Here is an 18,167-nt window from a genome sequence, read left to right as displayed (position 1 = left end):
TGACTAACTCACTCTCCGTAGGTCCCCGAAGCGGTTTTGATGTTCGCCCGCCGCTTTTTTCTTCTCCAGGATAGGCCAGCTGTACCGAGTCGGCAGTGGCGCGAGAGTTGATCGCTCTAATGTATTGCTGTTCAACATCTTTCGTCCTGGTTCAAGATTTCGAGAAGCTCGGACCACCTATTTTCGTCACAGTGACGAAAATAGGTGGTGTGCCCGGTCATCGTCATTACGTCACCAAACGGGCATCCGAGTTCACTACGTCGATTTCTGCGCTTCCATCATTCCGACGATGCGTTGTAGGTCGTCGACCGAGCCGAATTCGACCACAATCTTTCCCTTCCGCTTGCCCAGACTGACAGTCACCCGGGTGTCGAACGAGTCCGACAACCGCTCGGCCACATCCTGCAGACCCGGCATCACGATGGGCTTGCGCTTCTGCGGGGGAGCGATCTCGTTGTCCGCCCGGTTGGCAAGAGTGACGGCTTCCTCCGTCGCGCGAACCGACATTCCTTCGGCGACGATGCGTGCCGCCATGACTTCCTGAGCGTCGGCACCCGCCTCGAGGGACAGCAGTGCGCGAGCATGGCCGGCCGAAAGTACTCCAGCCGCAACGCGGCGCTGAACCGCCACCGGCAGCTTCAGCAGACGAATCATGTTGGTCACGACGGGACGCGAACGTCCGATCCGATTGGCCAATTCTTCGTGGGTTACTTCGAACTCCTCGAGCAACTGCTGATACGCCGCTGCCTCCTCGAGGGGGTTCAACTGCACTCGATGGATGTTCTCGAGGAGCGCGTCGCGCAACATCGAGTCGTCATCAGTTTCACGAATGATCGCCGGAATCTTCTCCAGCCCGGCTTCCTGGCTCGCGCGCCAGCGACGCTCACCCATGACAAGTTGGTACTTGTCACCGTGACGACGGACCACGATCGGCTGCATCAAACCGAATTCACGGATCGAGTGAACCAACTCCGCGAGTGCTTCCTCGTCGAAAACGCTGCGAGGCTGCTTCGGGTTCGTCTCGATCAGGCTCGGTTCGATCTCGAGATAGACCGCGCCGGTCGGCTCGAGTTCGGTCTCCGGCTCAGCTTCCACCGGAGCCTTCGCAGCCGTCGCCTTGGTGGCTTTCGGCGTTTTCGGAGCTGCCTTCGTCGGTGGGGGAGGGGAGGGGTTGCGCTTGTCGACGCCGATTACGACGTCCGCTGCAGCCGATCCCAAACCCGGTGCCGTGGCCGGCCCAGTGGGGATGAGAGCAGCCAAGCCGCGGCCCAATCCACCTTTGCGTGCTTGACTCATCTCACTGCTCCTGGGTCGTCGTGGTGGCAGAGCGGGCGGCAAGTTCGCGTCCGGCGTCGAGGTAACTCATGGCGCCGCGTGAACCGGGGTCGTAATCGAGAACTGTCATTCCGTATCCGGGAGCCTCGGAAACCTTCACACTGCGGGGAATCACAGCGCGCAGTACGGCCTCGCCGAAGTGCTTGCGTACTTCTTCGGCGACCTGGTCGGCCAGCTTGGTGCGCCCGTCGTACATCGTCAGTAGGACCGTGGAGACATGCAGATCCGGGTTCAGATGAGCCTGGACGAGTTCGATGTTGCGGAGCAACTGACCGACCCCCTCGAGGGCGTAGTACTCGCACTGGATCGGGATCAGGACTTCCTTGGCAGCAACCATCGCGTTGACGGTCAGCAGCCCCAGCGAGGGCGGGCAGTCGATGAGGACGAAGTCGACGTCGAGCTCTGCGAGCACCTTGTCGTTGAGCGCGCCTTTGAGTCGATTCTCGCGGGCAACCATGGAGACCAATTCGATCTCGGCACCCGCCAGATCGATCGTCGCCGGGATGCAGAGAAGGCGCTCACTGTGCGGGCTGGTCTGGATCGCCTCCGGGGCCTTCACTTCGCCTATGAGCAACTCGTAACTGGAGGGGGTGCCCGAGGTATGGACGACTCCCAGAGCCGTGCTGGCGTTGCCCTGAGGGTCCAAATCGACCACGAGGACAGTGAGCCCTTGAAGAGCGAGCGCCGACGCAAGGTTCACCGTGGTCGTTGTCTTACCGACGCCGCCCTTCTGGTTCGCGATGGTGATCACGCGGCGGAACGCCGGCTTCGGCAGCGTCACCGAATGGGGGTGAAGCACCTGGCTCGCTCGATGCGCGGCCGCCCCGATGGGAGTCTCCTCCGAGGAGATCGCCGCGTAGGGGGCGGTGAAATTGTCGTCGTCGTCGTTGACGATCTGATCCGCACCCGCGCCCGTGTGCTGCTTCGGTGTTTCACGTGAAACGGCGGATTCAGATCGACCCGACATTGACTGCTCCTTCGATTGGGAATCGATCACTAGGTGCTCTCATCATCTGTACATTGCTCTCGATTGCATGCGTGTAAATCATCAACGCTGGCGACGCTTCGGGAGACGTTCGGCCTTCACCACCACGGTGGGGGTGCGGAGAATCTTGGCTCCACATTCGAGTATTTCCAACTTACCTGCGCCCAATTTAGTGAGCGCCGTTCGGTCCCGCTCGATCTCCTCGGCAGCGCTCGAACCCTTGAGTGCCAGCATCCGACCGTGCTCGTGAATGAGTGGGAGGGACCACCGTGCAAGCTTCTCGAGAGGCGCCACGGCCCGCGAAGTGACCACGTCCGCACCGCCCGCTTCCTTCACAACACCCGATTCCTCGGCTCGCCCTCGGACAACCAATACGTCCAATCCGTTGGACTCGATGAACTCCGCGAGGTACACAGAGCGTCGAAGCAACGGTTCGACGAGAGTCACCTTCAAGTCCGGGCGGGCGATCGCGAGAGGGATTCCGGGTAGGCCGGCACCGCTTCCTACGTCCACAACCGACTCACCTTCGGCGATCAGTTCACCGATCACTGCGCAATTGAGAAGGTGACGCTCCCACAGTCGGGGAACCTCACGGGGACCAATGAGCCCGCGCTCGACACCATCCGTTGCCAGGGATTGGTAGTACCGTTCCGCGATCTCATATCTGTCACCGAACACTGCGCGCGCAGTCTCTTGTTCGTCCCAGTCAACCGACGCCGCACCATTCTGTTCCACGTGAAACATCCTCCCGCGTAAACCGCGAAATCAGCAATCAAGACCGAAATCATTATCCGCTCTGGAGCCGACATGTGTTCGCTTCTGCACACCGACTCGCTGTGAGTCTGCCGACTCGTTCATTCTTTGGGAAGTATTCCGCCCAAAATTCAAGTGGGGGAGGGGAGGGGTTCACGTTCCACGTGAAACATTGCGCTGATAATTCGCCGAAATCTGACCCGTTTCACGTGAAACATAGCCGGAAGGTCGCATGGAGATAGTAGGTCGATTTTCAATATCATCACAGTGACGAAACTGCCGTAGGTAGTTGCATGGATGGAATTCGGGCCCAAAATGGGCAATTTTTTACGAAAAGTGGTTGTAGAGAATTGCTGCCGTCGGACAGCCGAACGGACTCGGTCGGTCTGACGCAATCTGTTGTTCGACGCGGATGAGCTTCGAGTCCAAGTCCCGGACAGCATCGTTATCTCACCGCCGGTTGTTGCGAGCCATACATCCGGCGGCTTGACACTCCTGTTGCGGGACACCGGAGACTTGGCATCACAAACCGCGAATCCAAGGAGCTTCGCATCACAGGATGCGCATGGCGAGTTCGCCTTCGATGTGGATACCGGTGTCGGCGGGAAGATCAAAGTCGAGCAGGGGACCTGCCCGATGCGCAGGATGAATTCCTGCGCCTGGACTCGAAAGCGCTGCAGGCTCTGCGCGATTAAGATCCGCGCTTGGTGCAGGAGTTGTTGGACGGCAAAGACTACGACTACCCGTTGGTGCATACCGAACCCGGAACCAACAAGATCATCGCTTACGAGTTCGATCCGGGCACCGCGAAGTCCTTCCACCTCTTACAGCCCGGATCCGCCCTCATGACGAGACCAGCAGCAGGTGTGGGCGCGACGCCGATCGCGCACACCCCGCGAGTCAACCGAACTCAGGGCGGTCCCGTGATTACCCCGACGCGGTCCGCAGTCTATGAACCGGAGCCCGTGTAGATGAGGTCGATTCCGGTTTCCTTGGCAAAGTAGTCGCCGCCGATCTCACCCCGAAGCCCGCAACAGCATCATCGACTTTGCGTGGCGACGAAGCCCATTCGATGTGAGTGGTCCGATTCGTGTGAGGAGTGCGCAAACCTGTTCCCACACCGGATGCGATCTCGCCGCCCTCGATCGCTAGTCCTCGTCCTCCGGTTCGGGCTCATCCATCCATGCCTGATACTTCGGACTCTTCAGAGCGAGGTGGATTGCACTGAAACCCCGGTGCAGTGTGATGACCGCTTTCGGCAGATCCCACCGGATAGTTGCCTCAGGTCCGGGATCGGCGCTCGTGGCTGTCCCCAGGAGTGCGGTAAATGCAACATCGAGGTTGATGAACCCCTCGACCAGCAACGGGCGAACTTCTGCCTTGGGAATACCTAGATCTGCCAGGTCCGAGACGAAGATTGAGATGTAGTGCATCGAACGGTTCCGCCTGAACATGTTCGCCTTCGGCCGACTGACATGAAGGTTCGTTCGTATCGAGCCGCCACCTTGCCTGAGTTCGACGAGTTCCCATCCAGCCTGTGCGCAGAAGGGTTCCAGGTCGTCGATGGCCCAGGTCCAGTCGAATTCTGCGGCGAGGCGGGCGATCCGGGTGGCGCCTTCGATGTCGACGTGCATGTGCGGATGCTGGTCCTTCTTGATCGTTGTTGATGACGCCCCAATCCGGGGGTCGTCGAAGTGAGGGCTGGCGGGTTGTCGGTCATCGGATGCCAGCGCCGAAGGTAAGGACCTTGCCAGCAGGCCTGACGACATCAGGTCGGTGATCCATTGTGGCGGGCAATCTGGGGCGGAGATCGAGGGCTCGGGGCAACAACCATCGATCCGGTTTCACGTGAAACGAAGGCCGGCTATTCGGTCTGGGGGAGGGGAGGGGCTCACATGTAGTACGGCATGTTGTCGATCGAATATCCGAACATGCACAGTGCACCCCCGACGAACAAGAAGGCAATCGCGAAGCTGAGCGTGACCGGTCGCCCGGATCGCCATGCCAGTGCAAGTGGAATGAATACGACGGCGACTACTCCCAGCGGCAACAACCAACAGAGCCAATACTTCAGACCGCCCGGCGGGAAAGACTGGACTTTCATTTTCTGCTGCAGTTCGAAGACCACGGGCCAATAACTCAGGCCACACACGAGCATCCCTATCAAGGCCCCAAGGGTCATCAATCCGAGAGGGAATCCGGAGCGCTCGTTGGACATGTCGACAACGATAGGCACCTGACCTTCACCGTGCCGCCGGATTCGGTTTCACGTGAAACACCTCTCGTACGCGAAAGCGGGCCCCGGAAAATCCGGGGCCCGCATTCGATCAAGGGGGAGTGTCAGTCCTTGAGGACAACCACTCGACGAGACGGCTCAGCGCCTTCGCTCTCGCTGGAAACACCGGCGACCTTGGCGACAGCGTCGTGCACGATCTTGCGTTCGAACGGCGTCATCGGAGCAAGCTCTTCGCGTTCGCCGGTCTCGAGAACACGCTGTGCGGCTTCCGCACCGAGAGCACTGAGTGCCTCGCGCCGGCCCGCACGCCAGCCGGCGATGTCGAGCATCAAGCGGCTGCGCTCGCCGGTCGACTGTTGAACAGCCAGACGAGTCAGCTCCTGGAGAGCATCCAGAACCTCACCCTTACGTCCCACAAGCTTGGTCAGGTCGTCGCCGCCGTCGATGCTGACGATCGCCCGATCGCCCTCGACGTCAAGGTCGATGTCTCCGTCGAAATCGAGCACGTCGAGCAACTGCTCGAGGTAGTCGCCGGCGATCTCGCCCTCTTCGATCAAATCGTCATCGGAATCGTCGATGTCTACATCCACATCGGTAACCGGCGCAGTGGTCTCGGTGCTCACGTCTGCGTTCTCTCCATCCACAACGATGTCAGCTTCACTGGACATTGGTCGTTCTCTTTCCTGGATCAGCGCCGTTTATTGCGCTTGGGGGAGTTGCCGCGGTTGCTCTGTGGCCGGTTCTGTTTCGGTTTCGAGGTAGAACCACCACTGGAACCCGAGGGCTTCGGCTGTGGCTTCTTGAGCGAAACTTCCGGGGCGTCACCGTCGTCGTCGGCTGAATCCGCGGTCTTCAGCGCAGCCGGGGATCCCTTCTTCTTACCGGGATCGGGACGGGCACCGGGCTTGGGCGCATTGTCGTTGCGGCGAGTGATCGCTTCCTGCTTCTTCGCTTCTTCTTCGGCATCGATCTTGCGGAAGACGAGGTGCTGCTGACCGTAGGTCCAGATGTTGTTCGACACCCAGTACAGGAGGATCGCGATCGGAAGGAACGGTCCACCGACCAGAACACCGAGCGGGAAGACGTACAGCGCGAGCTTGTTCATGATCGCGGACTGCGGGTTCGCGGCAGCTGCTTCGCTCTGACGGGCAACCGAAGCGCGTGAGTTGAAGTGGGTCGCGATGCTGGCAATGATCATCAACGGAGCGGCCACGAGAATGATGTTCAGGCGTGACGGAAGCTCGGGAACGTTCTCGGTGACATAAGCCTGAAGCTGCGCAACCGGCGTCGTGATCGCGGCCGAGATGGGCGCGCCGAACAGACGAGCATCCAGGAACGACTGGACGTCAGTGGCCGAGAAGACGTAGTTCGGGGTGTTGAGGTTGTCCTCGGCGCTCATGCCCAGCTGGCCCATGCCGGTGCCGGTGCGGTTGAACGAGCGCAGGACGTGGAACAGACCGATGAACACCGGAGCCTGAGCCAAGACCGGGAGACAGCCCATGATCGGGTTGAATCCGTGCTCCTTCTGGAGCTTCTGCATCTCGACGGCCTGGCGCTGACGGTCGCCCGAATACTTCTTCTGCAATGCCTTGATCTGCGGCTGCAGTTCCTGCATCTGGCGGGTCGTGCGGACCTGCTTCACGAACGGCTTGTACAGAACCGCACGCAAGGTGAACACCAGGAACACCACGGAGAGCGCCCAGGCTATTCCGTTGTCCGGGCCGAGAATGAACCCGAAGACCTTGTGCCAGACCCACAGAATCGCGGATACCGGATAGTAAATGAAATTGAGCACGGCTCTAAGTACTCCTCTGTTCGTCCGTCGGACTGTGACACGCTGCGCGTGCTTCCGGACAGCTATGGCGGCTACCCGCATCACGGTCACGACGGGCAGGGACAGGGTCCCACCCTCCAGAATGCCAGGGGGCACACTTCGCCAACCGCACCACAGTCAAGAAAAGGCCTTTGATCGCCCCGTGAGTGCGCAGCGCTTCGACCGCGTATTCACTGCAGGTAGGGGTGAACCGGCAGGTCGGCATCCTCAAGGGCGACACATACGTCCGGTACAACTCGATACAGAAGATGAGAACAGTGGCGGGAGCGCGACGCACAGCCTTCAACACCGTGATGACACGGGAGGCTCTGGGAGTCTCGATCTGCTCAGAGAGCGGAGTACTCATGGCTCTTCACTTACCGACACCAATAGGTTCATTTTGGTCAGGCCCCCACGCAACTGCTTGGCCAGTTCGGCTGAACTGGCGGTAGCTGCGCCCGGAAGTGCGCGGATAACCACGTCCGTCTCCGGCGAAACCTGCCCGACGAAATCTGCACAGATATGACGAAGCCGGCGTGCGACTCGATGTCGAATCACCGCCGGCCCGACAGCCTTGCTCACGATCAGCCCGAAACGGGGACCGTGATTTGTTACTACCAGCGCCTCTACTTGCTCGCGATCGAACGCGTGCACGACAAGGTCGCGTCTTCCCATACGACGCCCGCGTCGCACCGCCACGGAGAAATCCGCGTGACGACGCAACCGAGACGGCTCAGGCAACACCCCGAGCTCCTGAACTCGAAATCAGATCAGGCGGTGAGGGAATCGCGGCCCTTACGGCGACGCGCCGAAACGATTGCACGACCCGCACGGGTACGCATACGAAGACGGAAGCCGTGAACACGCGCGCGGCGGCGATTATTCGGCTGGAACGTCCGCTTGCCCTTGGCCACGGTCAACACTCCTCGAAGTTCATTGACGCCTCCCGGCGTCATTCAGTGATCGACGCCTTACGGCGCCTTTGGATCCAACAGGTACAGAACAATCAACTTCACTCGTTGTGGCTTGGAAGACCGATCCGACCTGACATATGTAGCCAGCACGAAGCGATCACCACCAGCGGGTGACCGTTCGAGGTTACTTACCACCGTTGCCAAGGTCAAACCAGCCCGATTCGGAGCCCTCCCGCGGCAACCACGGCGACACGCCGATACTTCCATAATTCCGCAGATTCCATTCGCGGTGTGCATACGGCCGTGACCTCGAGCGCGGCAGCAAGTGTGACCTTGGCAACAGTTCCGCTACGGACTGCAGGTGACCCGAAGGCAACCCGGACAGTTCCACCGGCGCATGCTCTCGACAAGGCCTCATCAGCACATACGGGCACGAGCGCCGGACGCGACCCCGAATCCCGAGTTTCCACATTCATCCACAGGGCTGTGAGTGTTGACGCATCCCCGACACCAAGTGGCGAACGCCTCGAGTTCCGACAAAGTTGCAGGTAGATCAATTTCTCGATCACTTTGACGAATTTGGTTGACGAAAAAACCGACTCAGTGCAGGTTTGTCCACATCTGTGGATAATTGTGTGGAAACACAGCCCAGGTGGCATATTCGTAGCCTGTTACGGGGTTCTCACCCCGGGTGGTAATCCACCGAATCATTCGACGCCGCAGCCATACGCTCGGCAGCTGCAGCACACCCACTGTCGGCGAAACACGGGAAGGAACCACGTGAACGACGATCCCAACGCGCTCGCACGGGTCTGGGTCGACGTGGTTGCAGAACTCACGAGTGATGACCCCGGAAGTAATCTTCCGGCTTTGAGCAGCAAGCAGAAGGCATTTGTCCGTCTGGTGAGGCCTCTCACACTTGCTCAGGGTTTTGCACTCCTCTCGGTTCCATCGCCATTTGCTCAAGAGACGATCGAGCGCGATCTACGCGAGCCGATCCTGCAGGCACTCGGACGCCACCTCGGCGGCCAGGTCGAGGGACTCGGTGTCCGCATCGCACTCGAAGACGATGCCGACGCACCCGCCGAACCGGTCGAGGAGCGCACGGGCAGCCGTCAGTTCGAGTCGGTCAACTCATCGGGCGCATACCGTCGGCGCAGATTCACCGAAGGCGACGGAGAACCTTCGGACTCCGAGACTGCCGAGACCGAAGAAGTCGACGACGACCGCGAAGCACTCGCGAGCGTTCACGAATCGTGGCCGTCGTACTTCACGAAGCCGCCCGCTACTCCTTCTGCTTCTGGGTCCGGCGCGAACAGTCTCAACGCGAAGTACACCTTCGACACTTTTGTGATCGGATCGTCCAACCGATTCGCTCATGCCGCTGCCGTCGCGATCGCGGAGGCGCCGGCGCGTGCGTACAACCCCTTGTTCATCTGGGGAGCTTCGGGCCTGGGCAAGACGCACCTTCTTCACGCCGCCGGCCACTACGCACAGCGACTGTTCCCCGGCATGCGGGTCAAGTACGTCTCGACCGAAGAATTCACCAACGACTTCATCAACAGTCTTCGTGACGACCGCAAGGTCGCGTTCAAGCGTCGATACCGGGAAACGGACGTCCTGCTGGTCGACGACATCCAGTTCATCGAAGGCAAGGAAGGTATCCAGGAGGAGTTCTTCCATACCTTCAACACCTTGCACAACGCGAACAAGCAGATCGTCGTCTCCTCGGACCGTCCGCCCAAGCAGTTGGCAACCCTCGAGGAGCGTCTGCGGACGCGCTTCGAATGGGGCCTGATCACCGACGTTCAGCCGCCTGAGCTCGAGACGCGTATCGCGATTCTGAGCAAGAAGGCGAGGATGGATCGCCTCGAGGTCCCGCACGACGTCCTCGAGCTGATCGCCAGCCGTATCGAGCGCAACATTCGTGAACTCGAGGGCGCGTTGATCCGCGTCACCGCTTTTGCCTCGCTCAACCGCCAGCCGTTGGATCTGACGTTGGCCGAGGTGGTCCTGCGCGATCTGATGCCCGATTCGTCGAGCCTCGAGATCAACGCGGCGACGATCATGGCGGTGACGGCCGAATACTTCAACATGTCGATCGACGACCTGTGTGGGCCGGGTAAGGCCCGGCCGCTCGCTCAGGCCCGCCAGATCTCGATGTATTTGTGCCGTGAGCTCACTGATTTGTCATTGCCGAAGATCGGTCAGACGTTCGGCCGTGACCACACGACGGTCATGTACGCCGACAAGAAGATCCGTAAGGAAATGACGGAACGCCGCAAGGTGTACGACCAGGTTCAGGAGTTGACCGCAAGGATCAAGCAGCGCTCCAAGCGCTGACCTGCACTTATTTCGATCGATGCCGCTCGAGGCAGAGGTTCCCTCGAGCGGCATCGGTGTATTCGAAGGGTTCCACGTGCGGTCCCCTCGAGGGCGGTTGTCCACCTCGAGGGACGACACGCCGGAGTCGGACACGCCGATGAGAACAAACTCTTCGTTTCTTGTGAAAAGTATTCACATCTGTGGATAACTGTGTTGATAACTCCGAAAGTCTGTGGAGTTCTCGAGGAGGAATCCGAAAACTTTCAGAGAGTGCACAGAGGGGGTCGATTGGTCCTCGAGTCTGTCCTCGAGAAGTGCACAGGCCCTCGAGGGGACCTACCAGCGTCGACAACCGTTGCTCCACAGATTGCACAGGACTTATTACTACTACTGAGAATTTCCTAGGAAAAGCTCTTTGAAAATAGTTCTGGGGACAACTCCTGTTGAGAACCTCGCCTCAGGCTGCGCTCGTCCCGGCTTCGGCTTTCCACTTGCGCCCTCGAGGGCATACGGTGGGCATCGCTTGGTCTGTGTCAGACTTCAAGTGAGCTGATGCAGATCCGCAGCAGACGAACATGCCTACCGAGAGGAATAACCCGGCGATGGAGCTTGGAAGCCTGAAGTTTCGCGTTTCCCGGGAAGAGTTCGCTGATTCAGTAGCGTGGGTTGCTCGTAGCCTGCCCTCGAGGCCGCCTGTGCCGGTTCTCGGCGGAGTTCTTCTCGACGCAACCGAAGCCGGCCTCACCGTTTCCGGGTTCGACTACGAGGTATCTGCGCAGGTCCGCGTCTCGGCAGATGTCACCACTGCAGGTCAGGCACTCGTCTCCGGACGCCTCCTTGCCGATATCACCAAATCGCTTCCCAACAAGCCGGTCGATGTGACCCTCGAGGGCACGCGCGTGCTCATCTCGTGCGGAAGCGCCAAGTTCTCCCTGCCCACGATGCCAGTCGAGGACTACCCCCAGCTTCCGACGCTTCCGCAGCAGTCCGGGTCCATTCCCGTCGACCTGTTCTCCGAAGCCATCAGCCAGGTAGCCGTTGCAGCGGGCAAGGACGACACCCTTCCGATGCTCACGGGTATCCGTGTCGAGATCGAACAGAATTCGATCGTCCTCGCCGCTACCGACCGCTTCCGTCTCGCCGTTCGTGAACTCGAGTGGACTCCGGCAAACCCTGACGTCCAGGCTGCTGTTCTCATCCCTGCGAAGACTCTGTCCGAGTCCGCGAAAACGCTTGCCGGCAATGCAAATTCGCCGGTCGAGTTGGCTCTCGGTTCCGGTACGACCATCGGAAACGACGGACTCCTCGGCATCGTCAACGACGGACGCCGCACCACGACGCGCCTCCTCGACGCCGAGTTCCCGAAGTTCCGTCAGTTGCTGCCTGCTCAGCACACCGCGATGGCAACGGTCGAGGTCACGCCTCTCATCGAGGCCATCAAGCGTGTAGCACTCGTCGCCGAGCGCGGCGCACAGGTTCGCATGCAGTTCTCCGCTGACGGTCTGCTCCTCTCTGCGGGTGGCGACGACGCCGGCCGCGCAGAAGAGACACTCAACGCGTCGTTCCAGGGCGAAGCACTCACCATTGCGTTCAACCCCGGTTACCTGATTGACGGGTTGAACTCGCTTCACAGCGAAAACGTTCTGTTCGGCTTCACCACTCCCAGCCGTCCGGCTGTTCTTCGCCCCGCGGCCGAGGAAGAGCCCACGGCAGACGAGTCCGGTAACTTCGCTGCGCCCTCGAGCGAGTACACGTACCTGCTGATGCCGGTTCGCCTCCCGGGCTGAGTGGTACCCCGCACTTCAGTTCGCGCCTGACCAGGGAGAACAGTATGAAGATCGGACTCGTAGGTCTCGGCAAGATGGGTTTCAACATGCGTGAGCGCTTGCGCGCGCATGGCCTCGAGGTGATCGGATACGACCCTCGACCGGAAGTCACCGATGTCGGGTCACTTGCCGAACTCGCTGCTTCCCTCGAGGGACCTCGAGTCGTCTGGGTGATGGTTCCGGCCGGTGAAATCACCCAGAGCACCATTGCCGATCTGGCGGATGCCCTCGAGGGTGGCGATCTGGTCATCGACGGTGGGAACTCGCGTTACACCGACGATGCTGTCCATGCCGAGCTTCTGGGCGCCCGTGGGATCGGTTTCCTCGACTGCGGTGTCTCCGGTGGCATCTGGGGCCGTGAGAACGGCTACGGCCTGATGGTTGGCGGATCCGAGCCCGACGTGGCGAAGGCAATGCCGATCTTCGACGCCCTTCGCCCCGACGGCGACGCTGCAGACGGCTTTGTCCACGCCGGTCCCGTCGGTGCTGGTCATTACGCGAAGATGGTGCACAACGGCATCGAATACGGCCTGATGCAGGCGTATGCCGAGGGGTACGAGCTCCTCGAGGCGGAAAGCCTGATCGCGGACGTTCCCGGTGTGCTTCGAGCCTGGTCGAAGGGAACCGTCGTACGTTCGTGGTTGCTCGATCTGCTTGTCGACGCCCTCGAGGAGGATCCGGAGCTTGCGCAGATCACGGGCTATACCGAGGATTCCGGTGAGGGCCGCTGGACGGTAGAGGAAGCTATCAAGCACGCTGTCCCTGCTCCCGTAATCTCCGCTGCTCTGTTCGCGAGATTTGCTTCACGACAGGATGATTCACCGGCCATGAAGGCGGTGTCAGCCTTGCGTAATCAGTTCGGTGGTCACGCGGTCAAGAGCGCTTCGCCCAAGAATTCGGCTTCTGGAAGCTAAGTGTTCGTTCGTAGATTTTCGCTGCGGGACTTCCGATCCTGGGATTCGCTGACGCTGGACCTCACGCCGGGAACAACTGTCTTCCTCGGTTCGAACGGGCACGGTAAAACCAACGTCCTCGAGTCACTGGGGTATCTGTCCACGCTGTCCTCTCATCGAGTGTCCACGGATGCACCGATGATCCGCAGCGGTTCCGCCAGTGCTTTTGCCGGTGCAACGGTGGTCAACAACGGGCGCGAACTGACCATCGACGTCGAACTGATCGAGGGAAAGTCCAACCGCGCCAGGATAAATCAGTCGCCGACGCGTCGTCCGCGGGAAGTACTGGGAATTCTGCAGTCGGTGATGTTCGCGCCGGAAGATCTGTCGTTGGTTCGCGGTGATCCTGGTGATCGTCGGCGCTATCTCGACGAGTTGTTGACGTCGCGGATTCCCCGAATGGCTGCCGTCCGTGCGGATTACGACAAAGTGCTGCGTCAGCGCTCAGCCCTACTCAAAACTGCTGGTGCGGCTTTGCGCCGCGGTTCTCGTGGTGGCGAGTCCGACAACGTCCTCTCAACCCTGGAGGTGTGGGACGGGCATCTGGCCGCTCACGGCGCACAATTGTTGGCCGGGCGCCTCGAGTTGGTCCATGATCTGGCGCCCCACCTGGCGGAGTCGTATCGTTCCATCGCACCCGAGTCCCGGCCGGCGTCGATCCGATACAAGAGCAGCCTGGGTTCGTCGTTGGATCCCGAATTCACCGATCCTGCAAGGATTTCCGGAATCGACGACGTTGCATACCTCGAGGAGAGATTCCATCTCGAGTTGGCACAGATGAGGTCGAAGGAAATCGATCGCGGAGTGTGTCTGGTCGGTCCGCATCGGGACGACCTGGAGCTGGTTCTCGGCGACAGTCCGGCGAAAGGTTTTGCCAGTCATGGTGAATCGTGGTCGTTCGCGCTTTCGCTGAGACTGGCAGGTTTTGCCCTGTTGCGTGCGGACGGCAGCGACCCGGTCCTGATGCTCGACGACGTATTCGCGGAATTGGACCGTCGTCGGCGTCGTGCGCTCGCCACCGTTGCGGCTACCGCAGAACAGGTGCTGATCACGGCCGCCGTTCCCGAGGACGTACCGGACGAACTCGAGGCGGCCAAGTTCGGCGTCGTAGCCTCCGATACCGGAGACGGTCGGATATCCCGGATAGTGCCCGTAGGCTCGACGGATCAGGAGGTCGAGTTCGATGACTGAAGACAGCAGCGCGGCCCCGGAGCCCGAGCTCAAGGGGATCGATCTGGCGCGCCGTGCCCTCGAGGAGGCACGCGCGACAGCCAAAGCCAACGGCAAGGCCGTCGGGCAGGGGCGCTCGTCGCCCAAATACGGAAGTGGCCGCCCGCGTCGACGCAGCGGTTGGTCCGGCCCCGGCCCGGATGCGCGGGACCCTCAGCCGTTCGGCGCTCTCACCAGCGCTATCTCCAAATCGCGTGGGTGGTCCCCCAAGGTGTCCGAGGGCACGGTCCTCGGTCGGTGGCCGCAGGTCGTCGGTGAAGACATCTCCGCGCACGCCGAGCCGATCTCTCTGAAAGAAGGTGTTCTCAGCATCTCCGCCGAGTCGACGGCGTGGGCTACCCAGTTGCGCATGATGCAGTCCCAGATTCTGGCCAAGATCGCTGCTGCCGTCGGTGACGGCGTCGTGAAGACACTGCGCATCACCGGTCCGAGTGCGCCTAGCTGGCGCAAGGGTGAAAGGCATGTGAAAGGCCGCGGACCTCGCGATACGTACGGCTGAGGAAAACTCAACCAGGACCTGGTTCTACCTATTACTTCGTGTTACAGTTAAAACTCGCTAGTGAGTGAACTGTGTCACAAGGCTGTCGTTCCCTACCGATCGGCAGGCATGAAGGAGTAGCTAGATGTCGCAGAAGATATCGACACCCGCTTCGTCGTTCGCCGAGCCGGATCACATCCTGTTGCAGGCTCGCAATGTCGAGTTCGACTGGTCCGATCTGCCCATGCACTGGATTCCGGGCGATCCGTTCAGCACACACGTTCTCAACGTGCTTCACCTTCTCCTCCCCGCCGGTGAGGAATGGTTTGTCGAGACTTTCAAGGAAGCTCTTCCTCTGATCGAGGACGAGAAACTCCGTGAAGACGTCGTCGGATTCATCGGCCAAGAGGCGATGCACTCCAACGCGCACTCGGGTGTCCTCGTCCATCTCAAGGAAAACGGCCTCGATCCGACGCCGTACACCCAGCAGATGGAGTGGGCATTCTCGAAACTGCTCGGACCGCGCCCGATGACAGGTCTGCGCGCCGAGAATCACCTGGTGGAGCGCTTGGCGATCATCGCGGCCATCGAACACATCACTGCTTTCCTCGGCGACTGGGTGCTCAACGCCAAGGGGCTCGACAAAGCCGGCATGCACCCGACCATGCTTGATCTTCTTCGCTGGCACGGCGCAGAAGAAGTCGAACACCGCGCCGTCGCGTACGACGTGATGCGCTACTTCGACAAGCGTGAGACCCGCCGGATCCGTACCCAGATCCTCGTCACGCCCGCAATCGTGTGGCTGTGGATTCGTGGAACCCGGTTCTTGATGCGCAACGATCCCGAGCTTGCCGCTCAGGCTCCCAGCCGTCGACGGCCCCACCTGTCCGATTTCATCGCGGCCGGAAAGCGTGGCACAGTTCCCACGTCGTTCGAGCTGGTCAAGCGGATGTCGACGTACTTCAGCAAGTCCTATCACCCCAGTAACGAGGGCTCGACCGCCCAGGCGGTGCAGTACCTGGCGTCGTCACCCGCAGCTCAGGCGGCTGCACGGTGATTTCACTCTCGAGGGTCAAGGACGTCATCTCCGGGCACGACGGGTTGCCGCGTTTTCCGGCGCCACCCGATTTGTCCGGAAAGAACCGTCCCGACCGTGCCATGCGCATCACGGAGTTATTGGCGGACAAGTACCTTCGGGTGTTGACGGCCTACGACTACAACCCCGAGATCGCTGGCCACAACCCCGACACGGCCATGAACATGGTGGTCAGTACGCGTGAGGTGGTGGCGACCGACGAGAACGTCGTTCGCCTGCGCTTCGAATCCGCCGACGGTTCACCGATTCCGCCGTGGCATCCGGGTTCGCACCTGGACTTCCATCTACCTTCGGGTCTGCGGCGTCAGTATTCGCTGTGCGGCGACCCTGCCGATCGCACGGGATACAGCGTCGCGGTTCGTCGGATCCCCGACGGCGGTGGCGGTTCCATCGAGATGCACGCTCTCCAGCCGGGTGAGCACGTCACGGTACGCGGCCCTCGGAACGGCTTCCCGTTTGTCGGAGAAGGCAGCGCGCTGTTTGTTGCCGGCGGCATCGGTATCACGCCGATCATCGCAATGGTCCGTGCGGCAAGAGAATTGGGAATGGATTGGTACTTCGTGTACTCGGGCCGCTCGCGTGAATCCATGCCGTTCCTCGACGAGATCGCGAGCTGGGAACCCGAGCGTGTCTTCGTGCGCCCGGACGACGAGTTCGGATTGCCCACCACCGCAGACCTTCTCGGACGAGCACCAGTCGGCGGCGCCGTGTACTGCTGCGGCCCGACGCCGATGCTCGACGCCGTTCGCCGCGGATTCCGCGATACACCCTCCACCGCTTTGCATTTCGAGCGGTTCGGGGCTCCGCCGGTGATCGACGGCAAGGAATTCGAAGTGCAGCTGGTCAATTCGGGTCAGGTGCTCACCGTGCCCGCCGACGAGTCCGCGCTCGACGTCATCAAGAAGACATTGCCCGGTGTCGGGTACTCGTGTCAGCAGGGTTTCTGCGGAACCTGTCGTGTGAAGGTACTCGCGGGCAAGCCCGATCACCGTGAAAGGCGTCTGACCGACACCGAACAGGAAACGGAGATGCTCATCTGCGTATCCCGTTCCGATGGTGGACGTCTCGTTCTCGATCTCTAGATATTCCCGACTCCGAAGGGTTCGACAATGTCGAAGCACTCTCCTGTCCATGCCGTGACCGCGCGTCGCGTGACCAACGGTTCCGTCAGCCTGGCAGTGTTCGAGCAGGGCAAGGCAGACGGCGAGACCATCGTCCTGGTGCATGGTTGGCCCGACACCCATGAATTGTGGAACCGCATCGTGCCTTTGCTGGCAGACGACTTCCGCGTCGTCAGCTACGACAGCCGCGGGGCCGGTGAGAGCACCATCCCCTCGAGGGTGCAGGACTACCAACTGAGCGCACTGGCCGGCGATCTTTTTGCCGTCATCGACGCGGTCAGCCCGGGCAAGCCGGTGCACGTCCTGGCACATGACTGGGGATCCGTGGAAACGTGGGAAGCGGTCTGCGAGCCGGGTGCCGAAGAGAAGATCGCGTCGTTCTCGTCCATCTCGGGCCCCAATCTCGATCATCTCGGCAAGTGGATCCGGGCGAGCGTGTCCAAGCGTCGTTTCCTCGGCCCGGCGGCGCAGGGAATTGCGTCGGCCTACACCGTTCTGTTCCAGATTCCCGGGCTGTGCACCCTCCCGTTGCGTCTGTGGTTCTCCAAGCACTGGCCGGCATTTCTGGGCTTCTTCGACGGTCTGGACCCTCGTGTGGTCAACACCGCGCCCACCATCGCCGACGACATGGTGAACGGACTCAAGCTTTATCGCGCGAACATCCGGCCGTCTCTCGGCAAGCCGCGGGATCGGTACACGGACGTGCCTGTTCAGCTCATTCTGAACAAGTACGACAAAGCCGTTCGTCCGGTGGGATACGAAGACACCGAAAAATGGGTCTCCGACCTGCAGCGACGTGAAATTGCCGCGGGACACTGGTCGCCGTTTTCACATCCGAGCGAGGTTGCCGAACATGCGCGGGCATTTATCGCGAGCCTGAGAGAGCGTCGCTCGGAGAAGCAAAGTTCCTAGCGTTTCACCTTCAGGGGATCGTAAAAATTCGTCTGCGGCGCAGCCAGGGGTGTCATTGGCCGCTTCTAGTCGGTGCTTACCAGTAAGATGGTCAACGGTAACTAGCGGCAACATTCTCGAACCCGCTCCGACGACACCCGCAAGGGCTTGCTGACGGCTGCGCTCGAGTATTGACGGAGAAGGAGAGCTA

The 18,167-nt window shown here is 60.7% G+C and carries 19 protein-coding genes; 9 read left to right on the top strand and 10 right to left on the bottom strand.

Annotation, left to right across the window (positions count from 1 at the left end):
• Positions 1-255 precede the first annotated feature (255 nt).
• The 3 genes from EEB12_RS15285 to rsmG all read right to left on the bottom strand — a co-directional run bounded on the left by EEB12_RS15285 (position 256) and on the right by rsmG (position 3,064).
• Positions 256-1,296, bottom strand: coding sequence for a ParB/RepB/Spo0J family partition protein (locus EEB12_RS15285; RefSeq protein ID WP_019746202.1), 1,041 nt, complete (start codon positions 1,294-1,296; stop codon positions 256-258).
• Between the two features lies 1 nt (position 1,297).
• A complete protein-coding gene (locus EEB12_RS15280) occupies positions 1,298-2,302 on the bottom strand; it encodes a ParA family protein (RefSeq protein WP_020909862.1) in 1,005 nt (334 codons plus the stop codon).
• A gap of 81 nt (positions 2,303-2,383) precedes the next feature.
• Positions 2,384-3,064 carry a 16S rRNA (guanine(527)-N(7))-methyltransferase RsmG gene (gene rsmG, locus EEB12_RS15275; protein WP_019746204.1) on the bottom strand — a complete coding sequence of 227 codons (681 nt, stop codon included), beginning with the start codon at positions 3,062-3,064 and terminating at the stop codon, positions 2,384-2,386.
• Positions 3,065-3,777: 713 nt separating this feature from the next.
• Between rsmG and EEB12_RS15270 the strand changes: the two genes are divergently transcribed.
• On the top strand, positions 3,778-4,044 hold the full coding sequence (locus tag EEB12_RS15270) for a hypothetical protein (protein WP_133728209.1): 267 nt from the start codon (positions 3,778-3,780) through the stop codon (positions 4,042-4,044).
• Positions 4,045-4,221: 177 nt separating this feature from the next.
• Here EEB12_RS15270 and EEB12_RS15265 read toward each other — a convergent pair whose 3' ends face one another.
• The 7 genes from EEB12_RS15265 to rpmH all read right to left on the bottom strand — a co-directional run bounded on the left by EEB12_RS15265 (position 4,222) and on the right by rpmH (position 8,036).
• Positions 4,222-4,707, bottom strand: a complete 486-nt coding sequence (locus tag EEB12_RS15265; RefSeq protein WP_141488050.1) for a DUF6301 family protein — start codon at positions 4,705-4,707, stop codon at positions 4,222-4,224.
• A 257-nt stretch (positions 4,708-4,964) separates the two neighbouring features.
• On the bottom strand, positions 4,965-5,291 hold the full coding sequence (locus EEB12_RS15260; RefSeq protein ID WP_141488049.1) for a hypothetical protein: 327 nt from the start codon (positions 5,289-5,291) through the stop codon (positions 4,965-4,967).
• A gap of 122 nt (positions 5,292-5,413) precedes the next feature.
• A complete protein-coding gene (locus EEB12_RS15255; RefSeq protein ID WP_003942504.1) occupies positions 5,414-5,977 on the bottom strand; it encodes a protein jag in 564 nt (187 codons plus the stop codon).
• Between the two features lie 20 nt (positions 5,978-5,997).
• Positions 5,998-7,104, bottom strand: coding sequence for a membrane protein insertase YidC (yidC, locus tag EEB12_RS15250; protein ID WP_019746208.1), 1,107 nt, complete (start codon positions 7,102-7,104; stop codon positions 5,998-6,000).
• Between the two features lie 4 nt (positions 7,105-7,108).
• Positions 7,109-7,489: a membrane protein insertion efficiency factor YidD gene (gene yidD / locus EEB12_RS15245; RefSeq protein WP_007729147.1), complete on the bottom strand. Its 381-nt coding sequence runs from the start codon at positions 7,487-7,489 to the stop codon at positions 7,109-7,111.
• Positions 7,486-7,866 (bottom strand): ribonuclease P protein component, encoded by a 381-nt coding sequence (gene rnpA / locus EEB12_RS15240; protein WP_019746209.1) that lies wholly within the window; start codon positions 7,864-7,866, stop codon positions 7,486-7,488. Before rnpA ends, yidD begins: the two co-directional genes overlap by 4 nt.
• A gap of 26 nt (positions 7,867-7,892) precedes the next feature.
• Positions 7,893-8,036, bottom strand: coding sequence for a 50S ribosomal protein L34 (gene rpmH, locus EEB12_RS15235; RefSeq protein ID WP_003942540.1), 144 nt, complete (start codon positions 8,034-8,036; stop codon positions 7,893-7,895).
• A 780-nt stretch (positions 8,037-8,816) separates the two neighbouring features.
• Between rpmH and dnaA the strand changes: the two genes are divergently transcribed.
• From dnaA to EEB12_RS15195, 8 genes are all read left to right on the top strand, one after another.
• The gene (gene dnaA, locus EEB12_RS15230) at positions 8,817-10,379 is read left to right on the top strand and encodes a chromosomal replication initiator protein DnaA (RefSeq protein ID WP_003942491.1); all 1,563 of its coding nucleotides are present in this window, start codon (positions 8,817-8,819) and stop codon (positions 10,377-10,379) included.
• Positions 10,380-10,963: 584 nt separating this feature from the next.
• The gene (gene dnaN / locus EEB12_RS15225) at positions 10,964-12,148 is read left to right on the top strand and encodes a DNA polymerase III subunit beta (protein WP_007729165.1); all 1,185 of its coding nucleotides are present in this window, start codon (positions 10,964-10,966) and stop codon (positions 12,146-12,148) included.
• A gap of 44 nt (positions 12,149-12,192) precedes the next feature.
• Complete coding sequence (gene gnd, locus EEB12_RS15220) at positions 12,193-13,101, top strand: phosphogluconate dehydrogenase (NAD(+)-dependent, decarboxylating) (RefSeq protein ID WP_141488048.1); 909 nt, start codon at positions 12,193-12,195, stop codon at positions 13,099-13,101.
• Positions 13,102-14,331 (top strand): DNA replication/repair protein RecF, encoded by a 1,230-nt coding sequence (gene recF, locus EEB12_RS15215; protein WP_141488047.1) that lies wholly within the window; start codon positions 13,102-13,104, stop codon positions 14,329-14,331.
• On the top strand, positions 14,324-14,869 hold the full coding sequence (locus EEB12_RS15210) for a DUF721 family protein (RefSeq protein WP_003942471.1): 546 nt from the start codon (positions 14,324-14,326) through the stop codon (positions 14,867-14,869). The genes recF and EEB12_RS15210 overlap by 8 nt, the downstream gene beginning before the upstream one ends.
• A 124-nt stretch (positions 14,870-14,993) precedes the next feature.
• A complete protein-coding gene (locus EEB12_RS15205) occupies positions 14,994-15,905 on the top strand; it encodes a metal-dependent hydrolase (RefSeq protein WP_007729174.1) in 912 nt (303 codons plus the stop codon).
• On the top strand, positions 15,905-17,026 hold the full coding sequence (locus EEB12_RS15200; protein WP_024487650.1) for a PDR/VanB family oxidoreductase: 1,122 nt from the start codon (positions 15,905-15,907) through the stop codon (positions 17,024-17,026). Before EEB12_RS15205 ends, EEB12_RS15200 begins: the two co-directional genes overlap by 1 nt.
• Positions 17,027-17,053: 27 nt before the next feature.
• Positions 17,054-17,977, top strand: coding sequence for an alpha/beta fold hydrolase (locus EEB12_RS15195; protein ID WP_020967979.1), 924 nt, complete (start codon positions 17,054-17,056; stop codon positions 17,975-17,977).
• Positions 17,978-18,167: the final 190 nt, after the last annotated feature.

This window comes from Rhodococcus sp. WS1 (assembly GCF_003797745.1).
In the GTDB taxonomy this organism is placed as follows: Bacteria; Actinomycetota; Actinomycetes; order Mycobacteriales; family Mycobacteriaceae; genus Rhodococcus_F; species Rhodococcus_F erythropolis.
The sequence above is the reverse complement of the archived record's forward strand: the minus strand, read 5'-3'. Positions and strand labels throughout refer to the sequence as shown.